This window comes from Delftia sp. DT-2, assembly GCF_028401915.1.
Classification (GTDB): Bacteria; Pseudomonadota; Gammaproteobacteria; order Burkholderiales; family Burkholderiaceae_C; genus Comamonas; species Comamonas tsuruhatensis.
The window spans coordinates 375,773-396,763 of record NZ_JAQOTI010000001.1 but is presented as its reverse complement, the minus strand read 5'-3'; the positions used below and the strand labels follow the sequence as shown (position 1 = coordinate 396,763).

The 20,991-nt window shown below is 65.7% G+C and carries 27 protein-coding genes; 25 read left to right on the top strand and 2 right to left on the bottom strand.

What is annotated here, in order from left to right; all coding sequences use genetic code 11:
• Position 1 precedes the first annotated feature (1 nt).
• From PO605_RS01865 to PO605_RS01780, 18 genes are all read left to right on the top strand, one after another.
• Entirely contained in the window at positions 2 to 355 is a 354-nt protein-coding gene (locus PO605_RS01865; RefSeq protein WP_272205873.1) for a GPW/gp25 family protein, read from the top strand.
• Complete coding sequence (locus PO605_RS01860; protein WP_272205872.1) at positions 352 to 1,206, top strand: baseplate J/gp47 family protein; 855 nt, start codon at positions 352 to 354, stop codon at positions 1,204 to 1,206. The genes PO605_RS01865 and PO605_RS01860 overlap by 4 nt, the downstream gene beginning before the upstream one ends.
• Positions 1,206 to 2,153, top strand: a complete 948-nt coding sequence (locus PO605_RS01855; RefSeq protein ID WP_272205871.1) for a phage tail protein — start codon at positions 1,206 to 1,208, stop codon at positions 2,151 to 2,153. Before PO605_RS01860 ends, PO605_RS01855 begins: the two co-directional genes overlap by 1 nt.
• Positions 2,154 to 2,165: 12 nt before the next feature.
• On the top strand, positions 2,166 to 2,654 hold the full coding sequence (locus PO605_RS01850) for a hypothetical protein (protein ID WP_272205869.1): 489 nt from the start codon (positions 2,166 to 2,168) through the stop codon (positions 2,652 to 2,654).
• Between the two features lie 7 nt (positions 2,655 to 2,661).
• Complete coding sequence (locus PO605_RS01845) at positions 2,662 to 4,821, top strand: DUF4815 domain-containing protein (RefSeq protein WP_272205868.1); 2,160 nt, start codon at positions 2,662 to 2,664, stop codon at positions 4,819 to 4,821.
• Positions 4,811 to 5,842 carry a virulence-associated protein gene (locus tag PO605_RS01840; protein ID WP_272205867.1) on the top strand — a complete coding sequence of 344 codons (1,032 nt, stop codon included), beginning with the start codon at positions 4,811 to 4,813 and terminating at the stop codon, positions 5,840 to 5,842. The genes PO605_RS01845 and PO605_RS01840 overlap by 11 nt, the downstream gene beginning before the upstream one ends.
• Before the next feature lie 10 nt (positions 5,843 to 5,852).
• Positions 5,853 to 6,356, top strand: a complete 504-nt coding sequence (locus PO605_RS01835; protein WP_272205866.1) for a hypothetical protein — start codon at positions 5,853 to 5,855, stop codon at positions 6,354 to 6,356.
• On the top strand, positions 6,353 to 6,772 hold the full coding sequence (locus tag PO605_RS01830; RefSeq protein WP_272205865.1) for a hypothetical protein: 420 nt from the start codon (positions 6,353 to 6,355) through the stop codon (positions 6,770 to 6,772). The genes PO605_RS01835 and PO605_RS01830 overlap by 4 nt, the downstream gene beginning before the upstream one ends.
• On the top strand, positions 6,772 to 7,233 hold the full coding sequence (locus PO605_RS01825; protein WP_272205864.1) for a hypothetical protein: 462 nt from the start codon (positions 6,772 to 6,774) through the stop codon (positions 7,231 to 7,233). The genes PO605_RS01830 and PO605_RS01825 overlap by 1 nt, the downstream gene beginning before the upstream one ends.
• A 157-nt stretch (positions 7,234 to 7,390) precedes the next feature.
• The gene (locus PO605_RS01820; RefSeq protein ID WP_272205863.1) at positions 7,391 to 8,587 is read left to right on the top strand and encodes a phage tail sheath protein; all 1,197 of its coding nucleotides are present in this window, start codon (positions 7,391 to 7,393) and stop codon (positions 8,585 to 8,587) included.
• Between the two features lie 36 nt (positions 8,588 to 8,623).
• Positions 8,624 to 9,133: a phage major tail tube protein gene (locus tag PO605_RS01815; protein ID WP_272205862.1), complete on the top strand. Its 510-nt coding sequence runs from the start codon at positions 8,624 to 8,626 to the stop codon at positions 9,131 to 9,133.
• Between the two features lie 134 nt (positions 9,134 to 9,267).
• Complete coding sequence (locus PO605_RS01810; protein ID WP_272205861.1) at positions 9,268 to 9,633, top strand: phage tail assembly protein; 366 nt, start codon at positions 9,268 to 9,270, stop codon at positions 9,631 to 9,633.
• A gap of 8 nt (positions 9,634 to 9,641) precedes the next feature.
• Positions 9,642 to 9,767: a GpE family phage tail protein gene (locus tag PO605_RS01805; RefSeq protein WP_016454096.1), complete on the top strand. Its 126-nt coding sequence runs from the start codon at positions 9,642 to 9,644 to the stop codon at positions 9,765 to 9,767.
• Complete coding sequence (locus PO605_RS01800; protein WP_272205860.1) at positions 9,760 to 12,306, top strand: phage tail tape measure protein; 2,547 nt, start codon at positions 9,760 to 9,762, stop codon at positions 12,304 to 12,306. Before PO605_RS01805 ends, PO605_RS01800 begins: the two co-directional genes overlap by 8 nt.
• A 10-nt stretch (positions 12,307 to 12,316) precedes the next feature.
• A complete protein-coding gene (locus tag PO605_RS01795) occupies positions 12,317 to 12,781 on the top strand; it encodes a phage tail protein (protein WP_199135241.1) in 465 nt (154 codons plus the stop codon).
• Complete coding sequence (locus PO605_RS01790) at positions 12,781 to 13,827, top strand: contractile injection system protein, VgrG/Pvc8 family (RefSeq protein ID WP_272205859.1); 1,047 nt, start codon at positions 12,781 to 12,783, stop codon at positions 13,825 to 13,827. Before PO605_RS01795 ends, PO605_RS01790 begins: the two co-directional genes overlap by 1 nt.
• A 107-nt stretch (positions 13,828 to 13,934) precedes the next feature.
• Complete coding sequence (locus tag PO605_RS01785; RefSeq protein ID WP_272205858.1) at positions 13,935 to 14,294, top strand: type II toxin-antitoxin system RelE/ParE family toxin; 360 nt, start codon at positions 13,935 to 13,937, stop codon at positions 14,292 to 14,294.
• A gap of 87 nt (positions 14,295 to 14,381) precedes the next feature.
• Entirely contained in the window at positions 14,382 to 14,690 is a 309-nt protein-coding gene (locus PO605_RS01780; protein WP_272205857.1) for a helix-turn-helix domain-containing protein, read from the top strand.
• Between the two features lie 163 nt (positions 14,691 to 14,853).
• Here the strand turns inward: PO605_RS01780 and PO605_RS01775 are convergent, their stop codons facing one another.
• Positions 14,854 to 15,801, bottom strand: a complete 948-nt coding sequence (locus tag PO605_RS01775; RefSeq protein ID WP_272205856.1) for a WYL domain-containing protein — start codon at positions 15,799 to 15,801, stop codon at positions 14,854 to 14,856.
• 76 nt (positions 15,802 to 15,877) lie between these two features.
• Entirely contained in the window at positions 15,878 to 16,450 is a 573-nt protein-coding gene (locus PO605_RS01770) for a helix-turn-helix domain-containing protein (RefSeq protein WP_272205854.1), read from the bottom strand.
• Between the two features lie 81 nt (positions 16,451 to 16,531).
• On the opposite strand from PO605_RS01770, the gene PO605_RS01765 reads away from it, so the two are divergent.
• The 7 genes from PO605_RS01765 (at position 16,532) to PO605_RS01735 (ending at position 20,977) form a co-directional block, all read left to right on the top strand.
• Positions 16,532 to 16,792, top strand: a complete 261-nt coding sequence (locus PO605_RS01765) for a hypothetical protein (RefSeq protein ID WP_272205853.1) — start codon at positions 16,532 to 16,534, stop codon at positions 16,790 to 16,792.
• 148 nt (positions 16,793 to 16,940) lie between these two features.
• Positions 16,941 to 17,351: an ogr/Delta-like zinc finger family protein gene (locus PO605_RS01760; protein ID WP_272205852.1), complete on the top strand. Its 411-nt coding sequence runs from the start codon at positions 16,941 to 16,943 to the stop codon at positions 17,349 to 17,351.
• Positions 17,352 to 17,466: 115 nt separating this feature from the next.
• Positions 17,467 to 17,877, top strand: coding sequence for a hypothetical protein (locus PO605_RS01755; protein ID WP_272205851.1), 411 nt, complete (start codon positions 17,467 to 17,469; stop codon positions 17,875 to 17,877).
• Positions 17,874 to 18,272, top strand: coding sequence for a DUF7673 family protein (locus PO605_RS01750; RefSeq protein ID WP_272205850.1), 399 nt, complete (start codon positions 17,874 to 17,876; stop codon positions 18,270 to 18,272). Before PO605_RS01755 ends, PO605_RS01750 begins: the two co-directional genes overlap by 4 nt.
• Positions 18,269 to 18,412, top strand: a complete 144-nt coding sequence (locus tag PO605_RS01745) for a hypothetical protein (RefSeq protein ID WP_272205849.1) — start codon at positions 18,269 to 18,271, stop codon at positions 18,410 to 18,412. The genes PO605_RS01750 and PO605_RS01745 overlap by 4 nt, the downstream gene beginning before the upstream one ends.
• 6 nt (positions 18,413 to 18,418) lie before the next feature.
• Entirely contained in the window at positions 18,419 to 18,928 is a 510-nt protein-coding gene (locus PO605_RS01740) for a hypothetical protein (protein WP_272205848.1), read from the top strand.
• Between the two features lie 6 nt (positions 18,929 to 18,934).
• Positions 18,935 to 20,977 carry a replication endonuclease gene (locus tag PO605_RS01735; protein ID WP_272205847.1) on the top strand — a complete coding sequence of 681 codons (2,043 nt, stop codon included), beginning with the start codon at positions 18,935 to 18,937 and terminating at the stop codon, positions 20,975 to 20,977.
• Positions 20,978 to 20,991 lie beyond the last annotated feature (14 nt).

Here is a 20,991-nt window from a genome sequence, read left to right as displayed (position 1 = left end):
GATGGACCGCAACACCGGCCGCGCCATCACCGAGGTGGAACATCTGCGCCAATCCATTGGCGACATCCTGGCCACGCCCATCGGCACGCGCGTCATGCGCCGCGACTACGGCTCGCTTGTGCCCGCGCTGGTGGACCAGCCCGACAACCGCACCACCGAAATCCGCCTGCTGTCGGCCGCCGCCAGTGCCCTGATGCGCTGGGAGCCGCGCTTGCAGCTGCAGCAGCTCCACATCGAGCGCGACCCGCTGACCAAGGGCCGGGCCACCATCACCGTGGTGGGCAACCTGCTGACCGGCGCCGCCGCCAAGGCCCGTGCCCTGCGCCTGGCTGTCACCGTTGGGGGCGCGCCATGAGTCAATCCCTGGGCACCGACCTGGCCACCCTCCCCGCCCCGCAGATCATCGAGCCGCTGGACTTCGAGCAGATACTGGCCGACCTTAAGGCCGACATACTGGCCCGCGCGCCCGAGCTGGCCGAAGTCCTGGCGCTCGAATCCGATCCCATCGTCAAGCTGCTGGAGGCATGCGCCTACCGTGAGCTGCTGTACCGCGCCCGCGTCAACGATGCCGCCCGCGCCCACCTGCTGGCATTTGCCACGGGCGGCGACCTCGACCACCTGGCCGCGCAGTACGGCGTGACCCGCCAGGATGGCGAAGCCGACGACCGCCTGCGCACCCGCCTGCAGCTGCGCATCGCCGCCCTGGCCGGCCAGGGCACGCGCGAGCACTACGAATTCCACGCCCTCACCGCCTCGCCCCTGGTGCGCTCCGTGCGGGCCAGCCAGCAGACCCCGGGCAGCGTGCTGGTCATGCTGTGGGTCACCGACCAGGCGCAGGCACAGGCCGTGCGGCAGCTGGTGTCCCAGACCCTGAATGCCGACAGCGCCCGCATGCTGGGCGTGCCCGTCAATGTGGCCGTGGCCGTGCCACGCCCCATCGACATCACCGCCCGCATCACCCGCACGCGCACCGCCCCGGCCGGCCTGCTGCAGCAGCTGCAGGCGCGCCTGCAGGCGGCCTTTGCGGGCATGACCAGCCTGGATGGCAGCGTGGCGCGCAGCTACATCACCACGCTGCTGCATGTCGATGGCGTGCACGCCGTGGACTACCCGGACAACGCCCGGCCCGCGCCCATCACACCCATCGCCGCCGGCGAATTCCCGGCCCTGGGCGCCGTGGACCTGATCGACGCGGGGGTGGCCTGATGGACGCCCGCCGCAGCATCCTGCCCCCCGCATCCACCAGTCTGGAGCGCGTGGTGGACACCACGCTGCCGAGCGACTGGGGCACCATGGCCGACGCGGCCGAGCCGGCCAGCACCGCCCAGCACCCGGCCCTGCTGCCCTGGCTGGCACAGCAGTGGCAGCTGGGGCAATTCGAGCGGTACTTTTCCGACCCGCGCGAGCTGCTGGCCAAGGCCCTGCCCTGGCTGCGCGAGCGCGGCAGCGCCGCCGCCGTGCGCCGCGCGCTGGCCTGGCAGGGCTACCTGAGCGTGACCCTGGAAGAGGACGGCGCCCGCCTGCACATCAACCCGGGCCGCGAAGTCAGCAATGCCGATATCGCGCGCATGGCCCATGTGGTGCGGGCCAGCATCCCGCTGCACGTCCATTTCTACCGGGTGTTCTACCGCTTCGACTTGCGCGCCCTGCGCTGGGACCGCGCGCCCAAGCTGGACGGCGCCCTGTGGGACAACGACAGCGGCACGCCCGTGGACGTGGGCGAGGGTGAGCCGCCCGTCATCGGCAGCCAAGGCCGCATCAACCAGTCCCAGGCCCAGCGCCCCAACCTCACCCCGCTGCGCAGCGCCGACCACCAGCACACCAGCGGCCGCATGCGCCGCGCTGACCAGCAGCGCCTGGATGTGTGGCGCTGGGACGGCCGCATGCAGCGCCTGCCAGCCGGGGGGCAGCTGCAGCACACGCCTGGCCAGACCGCACCACATGCCCCGCATCAACCCTTGAGCGCCTACGGCGAGGCCTGGGCGGCCAGCGCGGGCACGCGGCCCAGCCAATCGCCAGGGGCCACCAGCCACTGGACTGCCGGCGCCGCCCGGCCCCGCGTGGCACCTGCCCGGGGCTGGACGGGCCGCTGGGACGGCGACCGCTGGCAGCAATCGAACATCCACAGCAAGACCACCGAATCCACCGAATAGACGGAGCACCGCATGCAAACACTGCAAGACGCCGGCCGCATTGCCCTGGCCAAATCCCTGGCCGCCATGCCCTGCCATATCGCATGGGGGCGCGGCGATGGCCTGTGGCAAGTCGCCCCCGCCAACCCCACCGACCGCACCGCACTGCGCGACGAAATAGGCCGCCGCACCGTGGTGGACGTGGGCTATGCCCGCCCTGGCACCTTGGCAGACCACGATATCGAGCTGCCCGGCCCCATCTACTACAAGATCAGCGCCGAGCCCACGCCCTACCTGGTGCTGCGCACCACCTTTGCCTTCGCCGATGCCCAGGGCGAAACCGTGCGCGAATGCGGCGTGTTCTTCGGCACCGTGGCCAAGCCTGGCGTGCCCGCTGGCAAACGCTACCTCACGCCCGGCGAGATAGAGAACCCCGGCACTGTGTATTGCCTGGAGAACCGGCCGCCCGTGCTGCGCAGCGGCACGACCAAGGCCACGGAAGAAATCGTCATCCCCCTGTGAGCCGCGCATGACCAGCTACAACCGATTCGACCCCGCCAAGGGCTACACAGAGCACATCTTCCACGCCGACCGCGTGGCGCAGTCGGCGGAGCCGAACGAGATGCAGGCCCAGGCCAACTACCGCCTGCGCCGCGTGGCCGATGTGCTGTTTTCCAACGGCGACATCACGGCCGGCGCGCGCTGCACCGTGGACCCAGAAACCGGCGCCTGCCAGCTGGAGGCCGGCAGCGTCTACATCCACGGCGCCGTGCATGACGTGGCCGCCGCAGCGCTGCAGATCGCCACCCAGGGCACTGTGCACGTGGGCGTGCTGTACTCCACGCGCATCGTCACAGCCGAGGAAGACCCCAGCCTCTACAACCCCGCCGTGGGCACCAGCGGCTACGGCGAGCCCGGCGCCGACCGCATCAAGGTGTCCGTGGTCTGGGGCCTGCAGGGCCAGGGCGCGGGCGACTTCTATCCCGTGTGGACTGTTGAAGATGGCATCGTCAAGCCGCGCGAGCCCGCGCCCCAGCTCAACGCCGTCACCCAGGCCATCCGCCGCTATGACGAGCGCAGCACGGGCGGCACCTACGCCGTGCGCGGCCTGCTCACCATCCAGCTGCCTGACGATGAGGAGGGCAACCAGGTCTATGCCGTCACGGCCGGCACGGCGCAAGTCGTGGGCGCGGCCATCGAGGTGCCTGCTGACCGCCGCCTGATCTACAAGGCTCAGCCCAACATGGCCCAGGTGAGCAGCGAGCCCCACGGCAGCACCACCGAGGCCCAGCAGCATGTGACTTTCGACCGCTGGCCCGTGCTGGAGCCGGCCAGCGTGCGCATCACGCGCCGCAAGACTGTCCAGGTGGTGCACGGCAGTTTCGTGGGCGCGGCCGACCCGCTGCCCGATGGCAGCGTGATCCGCATCAACAGCGTCACCCAGGGCGCCAAGACCTTCACCCCCGACGTGGACTACAAGCTCACGGCCCAACAGGTGGACTGGAGCCCGACCGGCGCCGAGCCCACGCCGGGCAGCAGCTACAACGTGACCTATGAGTACATCAGCACCGAACCCGTGCTCAACCAGACGCCGCGCGGCTTTGACGTGAGCGGCGCCCTGGTCGGTTCGCTGATCCTTGTGGACTACCGTTTCGCACTGCGCCGCATTGACCGCATCGTCATGGACGGCGAAGGCCTCATCAACGTGGTCAAGGGCATTCCCGCCACCTGGCAGCCTGTCCCCCCGGCTGTGCCTGACAGCATGCTGGCCCTGGGCAGCATCTACCAGACCTGGGAAGCGGACACGCGCCGAACGGAATCCGACAGCGTGCGCATGGTGCCCATGGCCACCCTGGTGGACTACCGGCGCCGCATGGATGACATCGAGATGGACCTGGCCGAGCTGCGCCTGGCCACCGACACCGCAGGACGCTACAGCGGTTTGAAAAAGGGCTACTTCGCCGACCCGATGAAGGATGACAGCATGCGCGACCAGGGCCTGGCGCAGACTGCCCTGGTCACGGGCGGCGCCCTGCAGCTGTACGAAGCCGAGGCCGCCCACATGCTGGGCGATGGACGCATCACCCACGCGCTCGACTACACCCTGGTGCCCGTCATCCGACAAACCAGCGTCAGCCGCTCCATGCTCGTCAACGGCCTGGCCGTGGCCGGCGACATGCCCGCCACCGTGACCCTGATTCCGGCCGTGGACCGCTGGGAGCACCCGCAAGAGCTGCGCTATCCGAAAGAGGTGATCCTGAATTTCGGGCATGACGTCAACCCATTGACGTGGATGACAGAAGGCAACATCAAGCCCGGCGTGAACCCGGATTTGATCGACACCAGCGGCATCACGCTGCGCACCATCGACGTGGCATTCGAGATTGCCGGTTTCCGCCCGATGGAGCCGCTGAAGGCCGTGCGCTTCGATGGCCAGCCCGTGGCCGCCACGCCGGCCGCTGGCGGCAGCCTGGTGGCGGATGCACAAGGCGTGCTGCACGGCAAATTCACCATTCCTGCAGGTATTCCAGTGGGTGCGAAAACCGTGGAATTGGAAGGCGAGCAGGGAACCATAGGGCGCGCGCAATTCGTGGGCGCCGCATCCGTAAAACTGTATGTGCAAGCAACGGCAAACCTCGCATGGGGCGCCCGTTCTGCCGTCCACACGACCCTCACCTATGTCATCTAGCACCATCGTCCAAACAGTCACCCCTGCCGCCGCTTTGCAGTGCGCGGGCCTGGATCTGCACTTTGCCGCCGTGGGCGGCCCCGTCATCGTCGTGCTGTCCGAGCTGGACGATGCTGGCATGCCAGGTATAGCTGCCGTGGTCCGGCGCCTGGAGCCCGCGCAGATCAACGTGGCCGGTCTGGCCACGCGCGTGACGTGGCCGGCGCCCGTGCTGATGCGCGCCAGGACGGGCTATGCCATCAGCGTTTCGGCGGCAGATACGCAGACCGCGCTGGAGGTGGCCCAGGTGGGCGAGGCCAGCCAGGGCGGCGGCTGGGTCACGGCGGCGCAGGCCGAAGTGGGCCAGATGTTGGAAATCAATGCCTCGGCCATCGTCACGCGGCACACCAACCGCATGCTGCGCTTTGAGCTGCTGGCCGTGCAGTACACCGCCAACAGCAAAACCGTCACCCTGGGCACGCAAGCCGTGGCTAATGCCACCTCGCTGATGCTCAACGCGGGCGCCTCGCAGCCCGAGCCAACCGCCCGCATCAGCTACGCGCTGGAACTGCTGGACGCTGGCGGCGCCCTGCAGCAGACCATCGAGGCAGACGTGGGCCAGCCCGTCAAGCTTTCGGCGGCCCACAACGGCAGCGTGCGCGTACGCGCCACCCTGCGCGTGGGCGACAACGGCCTGGGCGCCGTGCTCGACGCCGCCCCCTTGCTGCTGGTCGGAAGCCTGCTCAACGCTGGCACCTACATCACGCCCAGCATTGCGACTGCAGGCGGCACGGATCTGCGCGTACTGTTCGTGGGCGACATTCCGGCCGGCGCGGCCGTGGCCGTCCACATGCAGCTGGCCGCAAGCCAGCAATGGCAGGAAGTACCCTACCTGTCCAGCAGCCAGCAGACGGCTGGCTCCATCGAAATCACGCACCGGCTGCAGGGCATCAACGCCACCAGTCTGCGCCTGCGGCTCACTCTCACCGGCACCACAACGGCCCGGCCCAAGGTGCGCGATCTGCGCGCCGTCATCCTGTGAGCGAGGCCCCATGAGCGACAACAGCATTGCAACCGGGCAGGGCCAAACCGAGCACCTGGGCCTGCCACTGCCAGGCAGTACGCTGGAGGTGGATCTGCCAAAGCTCATCCGCGCGCTGGAAATCATCGACGAGGAAGTGGCCCGGCGCGCCGTCTCCCAGCAGGTGGTGGACAGCCTGGACCTCATTCGCCTGGCCATCAACGACTTGGGCGCGAACAAGGTCGAGAAGGTCAACACCAAGACCGGCAAGACCATCGTGCTCAAGCCTGAAGACATGGCCCTGGGCCCCGCCAACGGCCCATCAAAAACCGTCATCACCTATGACGGCTCGGGCCGCGTCTCCACCGTCGTGGAAACCGTGGACGGACAGCTGGCCACCACCACCGTGGCCTACAACGCAGACGGCACGGTCAACACCGTGACCACCACTTACAGGGGCCGCACGCGCACCGAAACCATGGCCTATGTGTCCGGGCGGGTCAGCGGCAGCAACGCATCGGAGGTGCAGGCATGAGCAGCATGGAGATGGTCATCAGCAGTGACCTGGTGCGCGCCCGCGCGGAAATCGCGGCGCTGAATCAAAGTCTGGCAGCTGCCCGGGTAGAAATCGCCACCGTGGACAACCGCGTGCAGTGGGTGGGCGGCCAAGTGGCCAATACCGGAGCGGTAAAGAGCGTGCAGCGCGGGGTTGTGTCGATGAGTGGGGAAACGACTTCGGGCAGTAATCCTGTAATTGTGAATGTGAGTCCTGTAACGATGGAGCGAGCATCGCTTCACTTCATTGGTGGTGCGGCATTTGTCAGCAACGGATACGGGCGATTTGCCTACGCGAAGCTCATCAACAGTAGTCAAATACAGTTTGATTGGGGAAATCAGATCATTAACGCGACAAATATTTTGGTGTCTTGGGAGTTGGTGGAGTACAAATGATGGCCGCCTATTTCTATGCCCAACTGAATGCATCTGGCGTGGCTGTGGCGCTGACGCAAGCCCACGAGGAAATCACCGCTGCCGACATGCACAGCCTGCCCCAATACGACACGAGCGTGCTGGGCCGCCGCTGGACTGGCTCCAAATGGGTGGACGTGCCACCGCCCAAAACCAGCCGGCGCATCACCCCGCTGGCCTTTCGCCGCCGCTTCACCGCTACCGAGCGCGCCGCCATCGAATGGGCGGCCGTGGACCGCGCAGAGGCTGGCACCATGGAGCGCATGCAGGCCGCGCAGCTGCGCAGCACTTTGAAGGATCAGGAGCTGGCCAGCTTCATCGACTTGGACGACAAGGATGTGGCGGCCGGCGTGCAGCTTCTGGAAGCCGTGGGCCTGATCGCTGGCGGCCGCGCGCTGCAGATCACAGACACGCCGCCGCGCCCTGACGAGCTGCCGGCCTGACCTGGCCGCGCCACCCGCACTACCACCGCAAGCCCGCCACTCGGCGGGCTTTGTCTTTGGGGTAGCACCGGCTCGCACCGGCCCTATCGCTGGCCGCCTACGCGCGGGCGGGGGAACATGCAGGCATCACACCGAACACCTGCAGGAGCCCTTCACCATGTCACTCGCCGGCTACCACCACGGCGTGCGCGTCTCGGAAGTCAACACCGGGACCACCACGCTACGCATCGTCTCCACGGCCGTCATCGGCCTGGTGGCCACCGGCCCCACGGCCGACGCCGAGGCCTTCCCACTCGATACCCCGGTCCTCTTCACCAACATCGAGAAGGCGCTGGACAAGGCGGGCACCACGGGCACGCTGCCCGAGGCCTTGAAGCTCATCAAGGACCAGTCCCGCCCTGTGCTGGTCATCGTGCGCGTGCCCGTGGGCGCGGGCGAGACACCCGAGGAAATCGAGGCCGACCAGACCAGCCTGGTCATTGGCGACAACGTGGCCGGCAAGCGCTCCGGCATTCAGGCGCTGATCACCGCGCAGCAGCACCTGGGCGTCAAGCCGCGCATCCTGGGCGCCCCGGGCCTGGACACCAAGCCCGTGGCCGATGCCCTCACGGCCGCCGCCATCCAGCTGCGCGCCATGGCCTACGTGCAGGCCCACGGCGCCGACGATGTGAGCGAGGCCCTGGCGTATGCAGGGAGTTTCGGCGCCCGGGAAACCATGGTCATTTGGCCCGACTTCAAAGCCTGGAACACCACGGCAAACAAGGCCATCAATGCGCCGGCCGTGGCCTACGCGATGGGCCTACGCGCCCGCATCGACGTGGAGCAGGGTTGGCACAAAACCCTGTCCAACGTTCCGCTCAATGGCCCGGTGGGTATCAGCAAGGATGTGTACTTCGACCTGCAAAGCTCGGAGACGGACGCGAACCTGCTCAATGAGGGCAACGTCACCACGCTGATCAACTACCAGGGCTATCGCTTCTGGGGATCGCGCACCTGCAGCACGGACGAACTGTTCCGTTTCGAGTCCGCCACCCGCACCGCCCAGGTGCTGGCCGACACGGTGGCAGAAGGCCATTTCGCATTCATCGACAAGCCTCTGCACCCCAGCCTGGTGAAAGACATCATCGAAGGCATCAACGCCAAGTTCCGCGAACTCAAGGCCCTGGGCTACATCCTCGACGGCCGCGCCTGGTTTGACGCCGAGGTCAACACCACCGAGGCGCTGAAGGCCGGCAAGCTGGTGCTTGACTACGACTACACGCCCGTGCCGCCGCTGGAGGATCTGGGTTTTCGCCAGCGCATCACCGACAAGTATTTCGGCGACTTCGCCATGCGCGTGGGCACCGGCCAGTAAGCCCGGCCGCATTCCAGCACACAGGAGATCCACACCATGGGACTGCCCCGCAAACTCAAGAACTTCGCCACCTTCATCGACGGCGAGAACTACATGGGCGAAATGCCCGAAGTCACCCTGCCCACCCTCACCCGCAAGGTGGAGGAATACCGGGGCGGTGGCATGAATGGCCCCGTTGATCTGGACATGGGCCAGGACAAGATGGAAGCCGAGCTCAAGGCGGCCGGCTACATGAAGGGCCTGATGAAGCAATGGGGCGCCGCCAAGCACGATGCCGTGATGCTGCGTTTTGCCGGCGCCCTGCAGACCGATGACAGCGAGGGCGTGCAGGCCGTCGAAGTCGTCATGCGCGGGCGCCTGACCGAGCGCGACCCCGGCAGCTCCAAGGCTGGCGACATGGTGGAGCAGACCTTCAAGTACAGCCTGAGCTACTACAAGGAAGTGATCGACGGCGAAACCATCCTTGAAATCGACTTCGTGAACCTGATCGAGAAGGTCCACGGCGAGGACCGCATGGCCCAGACCCGCACCGCCCTGGGCATCTGACGGCCCGCACCAGAAAACAGTTTTCCTTCCCCCTCTCGTCTGTCTCCGGCCGCATGGGAAACGGCCCTTCGCGCCGGCCTGGGCCACTACCTTGGCCGGCGCTTTTTTCATCACAACCAACCACCGAGGCACCTATGGACCCCCAAGCCAAGACCACCGACACCACCACCAGCGCCAAGACCGTGCAGGTCAACGTCACGCTGGAAACACCGATCCCGCGCGGCAGCGGCGTCATCGACGTGGTAACGCTGCGCAAGCCCCTGGCCGGCGCACTGCGCGGCATCAACCTGGCCGAGCTGCTGACCCTGCGCGCCGAGGCCGTCATGCTGCTGCTGCCGCGCATCACCACCCCCACCCTCACGCGGGAAGACGTGGCGACCATGGACTCCGTGGACCTGGTGGCCTGCGCTACGGAGGTGGTCAATTTTTTGGTGCCGGCGCGGCAGCTGGAGACGGTCAAGGCCAATCAGGCGATGGCCATGGAATCCCTGAGCGTGTAGAGGACGCCATGGCGGACGTGGCTGCCATCTTCCATTGGCGGCCGGCCGACATGGACCCCATGGACCTGGCCGAGCTGATGCACTGGCGCGCCCTGGCTGTAGACCGCTTCCAACAGATGAACAAGCATGGATAAGCTCAAGCTGCAGGTACTGCTGGACCTGGCCGACCGGGTTTCGGCCCCGCTCAAGCGCATAGGCGCGGGCGCCCGTGCGCTGAACACGGATGTGAGCAGCACCCAGGACGTGCTGCGCAAGCTCCAGCAGCAGCAGGCCGCCGTGGGCAAGGCCAATGCCATGCAGGCCAGCCTGCGCGAAACGCAGGCCAAGCTGCAGGCCGCGCGCACGGCCAAGGCTGCGCTGGTGGCGGAAATGCTCAAGGGTGGCGAGGCAGCCAAGGCCGCAGGCGGCCAGTACCGCGCCGCTGGCGACGCAGTGCAAAAGCTCGCAGCCACCTATCAACGGCAGATTGACCAGACCAAACGCCTGCGCGCCGGCCTGGCAGAAATGGGCATTACCAATGCGGCCCAGGCCGAAGGCAAGCTGCGCGAAGCCGTGGACCGCACCACCAAGGCGCTGGAACGCCAGCGCAAGGCCCACGAGCTGGCGAGCAAGCACCGAGCCGCCGTGGACGCCAACAAGGCCGCCCGGGGCGATGCGCGTGGCGCCCTGTTCGACGGCGCGGCCATGGCCGCATCCCTGGCCGCGCCCTTGAAGATGGCCGTTGACTTCGAGTCGTCCATGGCCGATGTGGACAAGGTCATGGACCTGGACAAAAGCGGCCTGGAGCGCATGTCCCAAAGCGCCATTGACCTGTCTAAGCGCCTGCCCATGGCGGCCAAGGACATTGCCCAGATCATGGCCCTCGGCGGCCAGTCCGGCCTGGACGAAAAGCAGCTGCTGGGCGACGAGGGCGGGGTGGGCTTTGTGGAGCACGCCGTAAAGATGGGCACCGCCTTCGGCATGACGGCCGAAGAGTCGGGCGAGGCCATGGCCAAGATGAAATCTGCCTTCGGCATGTCCATCCCGGAAGTGGCCACGCTCACCGACAAAATCAACCTGCTCGGCAACACAGGCGCGGCCAACGAAAAGCAAATCCTGAACATCGTCACTCGCGTGGGGCCGCTGGGCGGCGTGGCCGGCGTGGCGGCCGGCGAAATCGCTGCCCTGGGCTCCACACTGGCCGGCATGGGCGTTCAGGAGGAAGTGGCTGCCACCGGCATCCAGAATCTGATGCTCGCCCTGGTGGCCGGCGAAAGCGCCACCAAGAGCCAGCGTGAAGGTCTCAAAGCCCTGGGCCTGGACTCGGTGGAAGTCGCCAAAAGCATGCAAAAAGATGCGGCCGGCACCATGCTCAGCATCTTCGAGAAGGTCAAGGGCCTGGACAAATACCAGCAGGCCGCCGCCCTGCAAACCGAGTTTGGAAAAGAGTCCATCAAGGCCATTGCCCCGCTGCTCAGCCAGCTGGATACCTTGAAAGAGAACTTTGCCAAGGTCAACGACGAAAAGAAGTACAGCGGCGCCGTCAGCGCGGAGTACGAAAAGCGCGCAGCGACCACCGCCAACCGCCTGAAACTGGCCAGCAACCAGGCGGCGGCCATGGGCATCTCCATGGGCAACATCCTGCTGCCATCGCTCAATGACGGGCTCACCATGCTGACGCCCTGGATGGAGCGCCTATCTACCCTCGCGCAGGCCTTCCCAGGTGTCACGCGCGCCGTGGTCCTCTTGGTGGCCGCCCTGGTGCTGGGCAAGGTGGTGGCCATTGCTGCGGGCTACGGATTCGCGCTGATCAAGGGCGCCCTGCTCACCGTGCGCGGCGTGCTGATTGCGGCGCGCATGGCCTGGATTCTGCAGACCGGCGCCATGCTGGCCAGCATGGCCATCAGCCGCACCGCAGCGCTGGCCAGCAAGGCATTTGCCGCAGCGCAGTGGCTGGTCAATGCCGCCCTGGCGGCCAACCCCATTGGCATCGTCATCCTGGCCCTGGTGGCCCTGGCCGCTGCGGCCTACCTCATCGTCACGCGCTGGGAAGAGATCAAGGCCGGCGCCCTGGCGCTGTGGGAAAGCCTCAAGGGCATGGCCGGAAACTTTGTGCAGATCGGCGGCCAGATGATTGACGGCCTCATCAGCGGCGTGACCGCCAAGCTCACCGCGCTCAAGGACACCGTGGTGGGTGCCGCCACATCCGTGGGCCAGTGGTTCAAGGAAACGCTGGGAATTGCGAGCCCAAGCCGCGTATTCATGGAATACGGCGGCTGGGTGTCCGAGGGCGCGGCCCTGGGCATCCAGAAGGGCCAGGGCCTGGCCGCAGCGGCTGCTGTGGGCCTGGCAGGCGCCACGGCCGCGCCCATGGCTGCAGCTGGCACCGACGCGCTGGCCGCTGCCCAGGCACTGCCCATGGCTGTGGCCATGCCGGCCATGGCCGACATGCCTGCGGCATTCGCTGCGCCCGCGCCGCTGATGGCGCCCAGCGGCAGCGCCCTGGGGCGTGGCACTGCGGCCGGCGCGGGCGCGCCCATGGCGGCGCCCAGCGGCCCCATCACCATCACCATTCATGCCGCGCCCGGCATGGATCCAAAAGACATAGCCCGCGCCGTGGCGGCAGAGCTGGACAAGCGCGACCGCGCCAACAAGTCCCGCGTGCTCAGCCAGCTCAGCGACACCGAGGGATAGGAGCCCACCCATGCCAATGATGACCCTGGGCCAATTCGTGTTTGGCCTCGATACCGTGGCGTATCAAGAGATGCAGCGCGCCACAGACTGGCGCCACCCCAGCAATAGCCGCGTGGGTGCTCGGCCGGCGCGCCAGTACGTGGGCCAGGGTGATGACACCATCACGTTTACAGGCCTGTTCGTCCCCGAATTCCGGGGCGGCCGCAAGACCCTGGACGAACTGCGCAAGATGGCCGACGCCGGCAGCGCATACGCCATGGTCAACGGAGCCGGGGACAACCTGGGCGCCTGGGTCATCCAGCGCCTGAGCGAAAACGGCAGCGTGTTCGTCAAGGAAGGTCTGCCCCGCCGCATCGACTTCACCGTGGAGCTGGCCCGCGTGGACGATGCCCAGGCCGACCCCAGCGGCGGCACCGATGGCGGCACGGGCGGCGGCGATTGGGATGATGGCGACTTCTGGGATTGGTGGATGTGATGGCGGCAACCGAGAACCAGGCCACGGGCGCCTACCAGCAGCCGGACTATCAGCTCACTATCAACGGCGTCAACATCACGCCCAAGGTGGGCAAACGACTGATCGAATTGCGCCTGCGCGAAAGCCGCGGCGAAGAAGCGGACCAGCTGGATCTGACCCTGGACGACGCAGACGGCCGCATGGCCATCCCGCCCAAGGGTGCCACCATCTCCATCCGCCTGGGATGGCTGCACGAGGGCCTGGTGGACAAGGGCAGCTTTGTGGTGGATGAGGTGGAGCACGGCGGCAGCCCCGACCGCATCAGCGTGCGCGCCCGCAGCGCGGACATGGCCAAGAGCCTGCGCGAGCGTGCCAGCCACAGCTGGAACGACTCCACCGTGGGCGCCGTGGTCCAAGACATTGCCGCGCGCAACAGCCTGCCGGCGCGCATCGCCCCTGAGCTGGCCGAGCGCAAGGTGCAGCACATCGACCAGACCAACGAATCGGACCTGCATTTCCTCTCCCGCCTGGCCCGCCAGCACGACGCCGTGGCCACGGTCAAAAAGGGGCAGCTGATCTTTCTGCGCACCAACAACCGCACCAACGCCAGCGGCCAGCCCATTGCCCCCATGCACATCACGCGCGAATCGGGCGACCAACACCGATGGCACACCGCAGACCGCACCAGCTACACGGGCGTGCGCGCGTACTGGCACGATGGCAAGCACGCCCGCCGCAAGGGCGTGGTGGCTGGCAGCACCACGGGCAGCGTGAAGACCCTCAAGGACACGTTCTCCAGCGCCGAAGCCGCCCGCCAGGCCGCGCAGTCCGAGATGCAGCGCGTGGACCGTGGCGCCGCCACCCTGAGCCTGGCCCTGGCCCTGGGCCGGCCCCACCTGATGCCGCAGGCGGCCGTGACTGTGGAGGGCTTCAAGCCCGAGATTGACGGCGAGGGCTGGCTGGTCAAGTCCGTGGAGCACGCCCTGGGCGATGGTGGCTTCACCACGCAGATCGAGCTGGAGCGCCAGGGCGGTCTAGATGAAGTCGAGACAAAAGAAGAGGACTAAGAAGCCATTTGTTACCAATTCAGAGGGGTAGCAGCTTGACCAAAGTTATCAGAACCGATATATTCCATCCTGTGTTCAACTTTATGGGCCTAAACATGAACTAATAAATGTTTGGTGGTGGAAAAATGCAGGACGAAGAGAACCCAGGTAGTACGAAAGACATTTCATTTCATGGAAACAGTCTGAATGTTCTTCGATCACTACCAACAGCCGCAAAACGGGCGATCGGCTTTCAACTGAATCTGATCCAAAAAGGATTGGAGCCAAATGATTGGAAGATTGTTCATGGGGTGGGTCCGGGAGCTATGGAGTTGAGGATCTGGGCTAACGATGGAACTTATAGGGCCATCTACGTTAGCAAGCTTCAAGACGCTGTACACGTACTTCACATCTTTAAGAAGACGGCGTTTGCTACACCTAAAGCTGATATCGATATCGCTGCGGCGCGATACCGAAAAATAGCTTAGTTGCTTGACCTCCACGCTTAAAAACGTGGAGGCATTTATCCATCCATATTTATATCGTGTTTGTCCGAACCTCGAAAGGGGTTAAAAATGATCAAATTAGTAGAGAAAAGCGAAGGAATTTCATTCACCAGCGTCTGGGATGCACTTGAAGATACACCAGCCGAGGCGCAAAATATGAAAGTTAGATCTGATCTAATGATTGAGATTAGAGAATTTATTAAGAGGCACAATCTTACACAGGCACAAGCAGCAAAGTACTGTCATATCACTCAACCAAGGATGAGTGATCTTATGCACGGGAAGATTGATAAATTCTCAATTGATGCACTTATTAATATTGCTGCATCAGCAAATCTAAAAATCTCGATTCTTGTTGAGGAAGACGCATTCGCTTAAGAAGATGCCCTTCAACAACCGAGAAGAAGTCGCTTTGCGGCTTCTTTTTTTTTCTGTATATCAGAATTCGTACTAAAACTGGAAATGAGTAAACTGGAAACATTCCCGGAAAAAGCAAAGGACCATTCAAAAGTCCGCAGCAAATTAGGGTGTGTTAGACCATTCAGCAATGCAACATCGCTAGAAAGTCATCCTCGCCCACCACAATCGTGCCGTGCTCCTGGGCCTGTGCCAGTTTTGACGTGCCGGCCTTTGCCCCTGTCACCATGTAATCGAGCGTTGGCCCGACACTTCCGCGCACCAGCCAGCCGGCCGCCTCGGCCATCTCTTCCAGCTCATCGCGCCGCTTCTGCGGGAAGCCCGTGAACAACACGGCATTGCGCCATTCCTGAGCCTTAGGCTGGCTGGGGGTGGGCGGGCTCACGTCCACATAGCTACGTTCCGGCACCAGGGCCAGCAGCTCATGTACCAGCAGCAGCTCGCCCGTGTCCATGTCCACCAGAGGGCCGCTGATGCGGTCTGTGCGGAACGTGCGGGGCGCCCGGGCCTGCTCGCAGAGGCCTTCAAGGTAGGTGTTGGCGCCGTTCTCGCCAATGCTTTGCACCAGCACCGTGCGCTGCCCCTCATCGCCTGAAAAACCTTGGTAGGTGAAACGGTAGCGATGGGGTAGCGGATTGGATGTGCTGCGGGCGGCTGCTCCGGGCTGCGTGGCGCCTGCAGGCGATGCAACCAGGTGGAACTGCTCAGGTGCTATGGGCGCCAATACCGGCTCAGGACGATCTGCAGGAGCTGCAGGAGCTGCAGGAGCGGCAGGCGGTGCGCTGGCTGCAGGAACTGCGCGTTCCTCTGCAGTTCGCTTGCGCCGATGAGCGCTCCAAGCCACAACGGCATATGGCGAGAGCACCAGCAGGCCCAGCACCACCATCATCGTGCTGCCATGGGGCTGGGGTGCCATTCCGCCCCCCACGCAAAGCCCTCCGAACATGCCGCCCACACTGAGCACCGCCGCCAAAATACGCGCGGGCCAGCGCCGTGCCTGCAGAGCCGTGGCTACCACTCGATATGCCCAAGCGCCGCCGAGCACCAAGCCGCCCAGCAGCAAGAGTGCCAATAGTCCATTTCCCATGTGCTCCCCCTCTCTGCAAATTCGTCGCGGCCATCAGCCGCTGGCGAAGGCGGCGGGCCGCCTACCCGCGCGCCAACATGGCCGCCAACGTGCGCAGCGCAGCCTGCGCCTCTTGGGGCACCTTGTCGTAGTGCTGCAGCAGCTGCTGGGTGTCAGAACTGACTGAGGCCGCCGCGCCGACATCACCGCCCGCCGCGCCTGCACGCAGCGACAGCAGCACATAGCCCACGTCCACGCCCACGGCATGCAGCTGCTGCAGCGCCTTGGCGTCGGGTGCGAACTCGCCTTCTTCAAATTTCAGCAGGGCCAAGCGGTCAACGCCGGACTTGGCGGCCAGCTGGCCCACGGTCAACTCCAGCCGCTTGCGCTCTTGCACCAGGCGTGCCGCAAGCGTGGCAGCGGGCTGTGTGTGCTCTATCGCGCTGGGGTCAAAAGTACGTATGCCCGTGAGCACATAGCCGGAGTCCACCCCGAACCCGCGAATGGTGTTGAGGTAGCCAACATCAGGCAGGTTTGCCCCCGTCTCGTAGTTCGATTGAGTGTTCTTGGACACCCCGCCCAAAGATGCAAACGCCTCTTGGCTTAGGCCAAGCCGTTTGCGCTCTTCACGCAATCTTTGGAAGAATTCATCCATTTTTTTTGGAAATCCATTGACTCTCCCAAAAAATTGGGCAGAATCCACCATACCTTGTAACAACCTAGCTCCAGATACTACATGACCACCCCAGCGCAAAACACCCGCCATCGCTCGGCCACGGTCGAGCCCCTGATGCACGCCAAACCCATTCCCCTGCGGCTGACCGGCGAAGAGCTGGAACGCGCATGGGCCGGCGCCCAGCACGAGGGCCGCAGCGCAAGCAACTTCATCCGCATGATCCACAACATGGGCATGGAGCAGTACGCCAAGCACGGCCGCATCGTGCTGGGCCGCAACGACACCGGCACCGCCACCGCCACCGCCGCCGAGCAGCGCTGAAAGTCCGGTCATGGCACAGGCAGCAGCAAACCCCTTTCAGCCCCAGCTCGGCACGCAGCCGAATCTTGGATTCACCAAGGCCGCTATGGGTGTAATCCACCGGGCCGGAAAGCCCGCCCCCAAGGCTCGCGCCACTGTGCGAAAAGGCGTGCAAGGCTGTAACAACCTGCCCAAGCCGGAAACAACCGCAGACCAGCAGGCACCGGCCCAAGAAGATGGCCCGCGCCTGAAAACCGAATTCCACCGCATCGCCTGCCCGCACTGCGAGAGCCCGGCCACCATCCGCCGCAGCAACCAGGTCACGAACCTGACGCGCGAATACGCTTTTGCCTGCACGAATTTCGAGTGCGGCCACACGTTCAGCGCCACGATGGAAATCACGCGCACCCTGAGCCCCAGCGCCACGCCCAATCCCACGGTGCGCCTGCCCCTGAGCACCCATGTGCGCCGCGATCTGATGCGCGAGCAGCTGGCCTGCGCCCAGCCATCGGACTACCGCACCACGCAGACCGCCCCTGTGACCCTGGAGCTGTTCGGCACCAGCCCGCCAGCGGACTGACACCAGGGCCGCGCGCCCTGCCCTGACCCACCCCGTTCCCCCTGTTCCTGTGGAGCCTGAAAGAAGGCCCTGCGGGACGTGCTCACCCTGAAAAACGCAACCCCGAGAGGACGCAATGCAATTCTTTGAACTCCGCAGGCCCCGGCCCGCGCAGCAGATCACCCTGGTGGATGAGGCCCTGCGGGCCGAGCACACCCGGCACGCTGCGCGGCTCAAGGAAATTGACGGCCTCGCCAGCGACCTGCAGCGGCTGCAGCAGCACCTGCCCGCGCTGCGCGCTGCTGGCGTGGAGCTGGGCGGCCACGAGTGCGCCAACATCAACGGCCTGTTCATCCACAACGGCCAGGACCGCGCCCGCAATGGCCGCATGCTGCAGGCCCTGATGGGCCTGGGCGGCAAGGCCCGCAACAAAGCTGCCTTCCGCGATGGCGGGTTTGCCGTGGAGCTGGACCTGGGTGGCCTGCATCTGGCGTTCTACGTGGACCCGCGCGCAGCTGGGGCCGGTGCGCAAGGGGGAGCGGCATGAGCCATACCCTCACCGACCACGGCGGCGCGGACCCGCTGCGCGCCCTGGCGCAGTTCTTCATGCTGGCCACCTGCCACAGCCACAGCGGCGCCCGCGTGGCGGCGCACCTGCTGCTGTGCCTTTACAACGGCACGCGCTTCCCATTCGATCTGACGGACCTGCGCTGCCTCGACGCCGAGAACCTGCAGCTCGCGCTGACGCTGCTCCAGTTCGACGCGCGCCCCCAGATGGAGGTGCACCAGTGGCTGAACCAGATGTATGGCCGCACGGACTTCGGCATGCGCTTCGAGCACCTGGCCCACGCCTGGAAACTCAAGGGCCGGTGCAAGAAAGAGCACCTGGACCCCGTGCCGCGCTTGCGCTGGGACGGTGATGCGGAGGGCTCGCAAGCATGAGCCGCTACGCAATCACCCATGTTGACGCACAGCGCGTGCGCCGCCACCTGGTGATCGGGGCAGCCAATCGCGCCATGGCCTGGGAGTGCGCCGAACGCCTGTATGGCTCGGCCTGGTTTATGTCCTGCAAGAAGGCCTGAGCCCCGATGAATGCCCCTTTGCGCAATGGCTTGGTGATGCTGCCCCAGCACCAGACGGCCATGCCCCCTGCCGATGAGCCGGACCTGTGCCCGCTGTGCGGCCTGGTGCACATGCCCGAGCAGGCTGCAACGCTGGCGCCCGTGCAAGCCGATGTGCTGCCCGGCGCGGCGCTGCAGCTGCTGCGCATCACCACGGATGCCTGGACGCCACTGCACCAGCACGACGCCGTGCCCATGCCGGCAGACGTGCGCAAGCAGCTGGCCGCGTTGCGCGAGCAGTACCGCAGGCAATCGGGCGCGGGTTACATCGATGCCGAAAACCAGGAATGGTTCGGGATGCCCGAAGACCTTCGCATGGCCATCCTGCTGCTGGCCAACGTGGGCGGCGACCTGCGAGCGCTGGCCGACCGGGATTGGCGCGAGACGCCACCGCCCGAACGCGCGGCCATCAAAACCGTGGCCCGCTCTGTGAAGCGGCACGCCGGGCGCCTGGTGGCGCTCGCCAGCCTCTGGTGATTCGCCGTGGCTGTCTCTCCCATCCCCCGCAAGCGTGTCACGTCCAGCTTTTCGGCGTGGCTCAACAGCCGCCCGAAGCCGGGGCATGTGCAGTACCACCTGCAGCGCATCGTCGAATCCGCGCCGCGCGAGTGGCAGGGAGCCATCCGCTCCCGCTTCCTGAAATCGGCCCCCCTGCCGCCTGCCGGCGTGGCCTTGGATACCGATGCCTATGCACGCTGGTATCTGGGCCTGCCCAGCGAAAGCGAACAGGCGTGGATGGATCTGCAGGAGCTGGCCGACTATGAGGACCGCTACGGCGACGCTCTACGCCTGAACATGGGCGACGGCGAAATCTGCACCTGGGCCACCAAGCTGGCCGACGATGTGGAAGAGTTGGAGAACCGCTGCATCGCCATGGGCGGCGGCCTGCCCGAGCGCCTGGCGCTGGTGCGCGGCATCGTCCACCTGATTGGCGTGGATGACGGCAAGCCGCTGGATGGCGAACCGGCCATCGCCCGTGCCAAGTGCGCGCGCTGGTGGCGCCGCCGTCTGCGCCGCCATATCGCCCGCGTGGTGGAGGCCGGGGCCATCAGCATGGGTCTGGTCCACCTGAACAGCGGCGGCTACGTCAGCCACAGCGGCCTCAAGCGCCGCAAGGGCCAGCTGGCGCGCAATGCAGAAGCCCTGGGCCGCACGCTCTACAAGAACGAGGCCGGGCAGGTCTACAGCCTGGCCGAGCTGGCCGCGCTGAGCACCTCCAACCCCAGCGTACGCGGCGGCGAGCTGATGACACGCATTCGCGGCGCGGAGGAATATGCCGACGCGCACGGCCATCTGGGCCTGTTCCTCACTCTGACATTGCCCAGCAAATACCACGCCATGCGCCTGATGGGCAGCGGCGCAAACCGCTGGGCCGCGCGCAACCCCAAGCACAACGGCGCGACACCGCGCGAAGGCCAGCAATGGATGCTTGCGCAGTGGAAGCGCGTACTGGCCAAGCTGGACCGCCAGCAAGTCAAACGCTACGGCCTGCGCGTGGTTGAGCCGCACCATGACGGCACACCGCACTGGCACATGCTGGTCTGGGTCGAAGGCGAGGCCCAGGCGCGCACCCTGGTGGACACCATCCGCAAATACTGGCTCAGCGAAGACGGCAACGAACGCGGCGCCAAAGAAAACCGCGTAGATGTCAAGCGCATGAACGCCGGTGGCGCAGCCGGCTACGTGGCGAAGTACATCGCCAAGAACGTGGGCCACCATGCACTGGCCGAGCACCTGGATGTGGTGCAGGGCCAGGAAATACAGATGGCTCTGGGGCTGGACAGTCCCAACCAGCCAGCCAGCCCCGAAGCCCTGGAGTCCAATGGGCTGGCCGCCCAGCGCCGAGTGGACGCCTGGGCCGCTACGTGGAACATCCGTCAGTTCCAGGCCTTCGGCATGCCCAGCGTGACCGTCTGGCGCGAACTGCGCCGCGTCAGCAAAGACCAGCCCGAGCAGATCGAACTGTTTGACCATGAGGCCAAGCGCAACATCCAGCGCGCCTATCAGGCCTGCCACCGCCACGGCGACCTCCGCGCGGACTGGCGCACCTTCATGGAATCCATGGGCGGCCACGGCTGCAAGCGCCAGGACTGGCTGCTGAGCCCCGCCCGCCGCGCGCCCAAGGAAGGCGCCACCAACATGTATGGCGACCCCATCACGGCAGGCCCCGTGCGCGGCGTGCAAGTGCAGCGCGGACGCGCGCGCGGCCACTGGCTCGTAAGCCGCCGCATTGCCTGGGCGCACTGCACCGATGCAACGCCGGCAGTCCACGCCGCAGGCGGGGCTGCTGACGCCGATGGAGTCATCCACAGCGTGGGCCAAGAGGCGCAGACACGGCGCCCTTTGGGCGCCGCTTGGACTGGTTTCAATAACTTCACGGCCCGGCTTCAAAGCCAGAGCGTCCGTGACCTTTTTGGCCGTGGACGCCATGAGGCCGGGGACTGGAACAGTCCTTCGAGCCCGGATTCAGTGCTCTACAGGCCCGCCACGGCCACCGCATCCCCCGCTTCTTCTCGTTGTTCCTGAAAAGGAGGTCTACC

Excerpts from the sequence above, each read along its gene's own strand:
- PO605_RS01865 (WP_272205873.1), top strand. The coding sequence starts at position 2 with ATGGACCGCAACACCGGCCGCGCCATCACCGAGGTGGAACATCTGCGC.
- PO605_RS01860 (WP_272205872.1), top strand. The coding sequence starts at position 352 with ATGAGTCAATCCCTGGGCACCGACCTGGCCACCCTCCCCGCCCCGCAG.
- PO605_RS01855 (WP_272205871.1), top strand. The coding sequence starts at position 1,206 with ATGGACGCCCGCCGCAGCATCCTGCCCCCCGCATCCACCAGTCTGGAG.
- PO605_RS01850 (WP_272205869.1), top strand. The coding sequence starts at position 2,166 with ATGCAAACACTGCAAGACGCCGGCCGCATTGCCCTGGCCAAATCCCTG.
- PO605_RS01845 (WP_272205868.1), top strand. The coding sequence starts at position 2,662 with ATGACCAGCTACAACCGATTCGACCCCGCCAAGGGCTACACAGAGCAC.
- PO605_RS01840 (WP_272205867.1), top strand. The coding sequence starts at position 4,811 with ATGTCATCTAGCACCATCGTCCAAACAGTCACCCCTGCCGCCGCTTTG.
- PO605_RS01835 (WP_272205866.1), top strand. The coding sequence starts at position 5,853 with ATGAGCGACAACAGCATTGCAACCGGGCAGGGCCAAACCGAGCACCTG.
- PO605_RS01830 (WP_272205865.1), top strand. The coding sequence starts at position 6,353 with ATGAGCAGCATGGAGATGGTCATCAGCAGTGACCTGGTGCGCGCCCGC.
- PO605_RS01825 (WP_272205864.1), top strand. The coding sequence starts at position 6,772 with ATGGCCGCCTATTTCTATGCCCAACTGAATGCATCTGGCGTGGCTGTG.
- PO605_RS01820 (WP_272205863.1), top strand. The coding sequence starts at position 7,391 with ATGTCACTCGCCGGCTACCACCACGGCGTGCGCGTCTCGGAAGTCAAC.
- PO605_RS01815 (WP_272205862.1), top strand. The coding sequence starts at position 8,624 with ATGGGACTGCCCCGCAAACTCAAGAACTTCGCCACCTTCATCGACGGC.
- PO605_RS01810 (WP_272205861.1), top strand. The coding sequence starts at position 9,268 with ATGGACCCCCAAGCCAAGACCACCGACACCACCACCAGCGCCAAGACC.
- PO605_RS01805 (WP_016454096.1), top strand. The coding sequence starts at position 9,642 with ATGGCGGACGTGGCTGCCATCTTCCATTGGCGGCCGGCCGACATGGAC.
- PO605_RS01800 (WP_272205860.1), top strand. The coding sequence starts at position 9,760 with ATGGATAAGCTCAAGCTGCAGGTACTGCTGGACCTGGCCGACCGGGTT.
- PO605_RS01795 (WP_199135241.1), top strand. The coding sequence starts at position 12,317 with ATGCCAATGATGACCCTGGGCCAATTCGTGTTTGGCCTCGATACCGTG.
- PO605_RS01790 (WP_272205859.1), top strand. The coding sequence starts at position 12,781 with ATGGCGGCAACCGAGAACCAGGCCACGGGCGCCTACCAGCAGCCGGAC.
- PO605_RS01785 (WP_272205858.1), top strand. The coding sequence starts at position 13,935 with ATGTTTGGTGGTGGAAAAATGCAGGACGAAGAGAACCCAGGTAGTACG.
- PO605_RS01780 (WP_272205857.1), top strand. The coding sequence starts at position 14,382 with ATGATCAAATTAGTAGAGAAAAGCGAAGGAATTTCATTCACCAGCGTC.
- PO605_RS01770 (WP_272205854.1), bottom strand. The coding sequence starts at position 16,450 with ATGGATGAATTCTTCCAAAGATTGCGTGAAGAGCGCAAACGGCTTGGC.
- PO605_RS01765 (WP_272205853.1), top strand. The coding sequence starts at position 16,532 with ATGACCACCCCAGCGCAAAACACCCGCCATCGCTCGGCCACGGTCGAG.
- PO605_RS01755 (WP_272205851.1), top strand. The coding sequence starts at position 17,467 with ATGCAATTCTTTGAACTCCGCAGGCCCCGGCCCGCGCAGCAGATCACC.
- PO605_RS01750 (WP_272205850.1), top strand. The coding sequence starts at position 17,874 with ATGAGCCATACCCTCACCGACCACGGCGGCGCGGACCCGCTGCGCGCC.
- PO605_RS01745 (WP_272205849.1), top strand. The coding sequence starts at position 18,269 with ATGAGCCGCTACGCAATCACCCATGTTGACGCACAGCGCGTGCGCCGC.
- PO605_RS01740 (WP_272205848.1), top strand. The coding sequence starts at position 18,419 with ATGAATGCCCCTTTGCGCAATGGCTTGGTGATGCTGCCCCAGCACCAG.